Raw genomic sequence first — 1,010 nt, 5'->3', positions numbered from 1 at the left:
AAGCCCCTGGCGGCGGTTTTGGTTTGCTGAAGCAAGCCGTTCATGGCTTCGACGTAGGCGTTGCTGCGTCCGTCGAGCATGCCGCGCACGACGCCGGGCAGGCGGTCCTTGAGGGTGTTGGCGAGCTTTTTGAACGGCTCAAGCCGGCAGCGCCTGGCCCAGGAAATCCAGCCCTGCAAAGCCGCTTTGGCGGTTTGCTCGCAGTTGCCGCGCACACCCTGCGCATACACGTCGCGCAGGGCCTGTTTCAGACGCCAAGCCCGGGCGCTGCGCAGGTTCGAACGCTGCAGGTGATACATAGTGTTCATTTGATTTTTGTTCCAGCCGGAAGGATCTTTGCGCATGCTCCACACCATGCCCTTGACGGCCTTGCTGTCCATCCCCAGCGCCGCGCGCACCGCGCGCGGCTGGCTCTGCATTTCTTCCCGCCGCACTGCGTCCATCGCCTCGTTCGCCAGCGCGATCACATGAAAGCGGTCATAGCTGATCTGGGCCTGGGGCAAGGCTTCGGTGACGCCCTTCGTGTATGCCGCGCTCATGTCCATGCAAACGTGCTTGATCTGGTTCGGGTCGCCGCCGTGCGCTACCACCTCGGCCTTGAAGTCGACCACGGTGTTGTGCTTGCGCCCGGGCGTCATGAACAGCAGGCGTTTGGCCTCCAGATCGTGCACGACGGTGACGTACTCCTGGCCGCGCTTGACGTTGGTTTCGTCAATGCCGACGACCTCGATCCCCGTCATCACGTCCTGGGCGCGGGCCGCCTCCACGTAGTGTTCGATCCGCCGCCACAGCCGCTTCGATGCAACCCTCAGTTGCGCCGCCGCCTGCGCCACCGGCAGGGATTGGCAAAGCGACAGGGCCAGCGCTTCGAACAGCAGGGTGAAGCCGCTGCCGGGGCGCGCCCACGGCACTTCAACGAGCGAGGTCTTGCCGCAGGCGCCGCAATCGATCCGCGGCACCTCGGCGTGCAGCCACGCCTCGAATTGAAAGAAATCCAGGTGGCGCCAGTC

At 64.6% G+C, this 1,010-nt stretch carries 1 protein-coding gene; it reads right to left on the bottom strand.

Annotation, left to right across the window (positions count from 1 at the left end; genetic code table 11):
* On the bottom strand, positions 1-1,010 hold a 1,010-nt coding region (locus ACFDR9_RS27765), incomplete at both ends, for an ISL3 family transposase (protein ID WP_409033085.1).

Source organism: Janthinobacterium sp. CG_23.3 (assembly GCF_046115965.1).
GTDB lineage: Bacteria > Pseudomonadota > Gammaproteobacteria > Burkholderiales > Burkholderiaceae_D > Janthinobacterium.
This window is presented reverse-complemented; position numbering and strand designations above follow the sequence as displayed.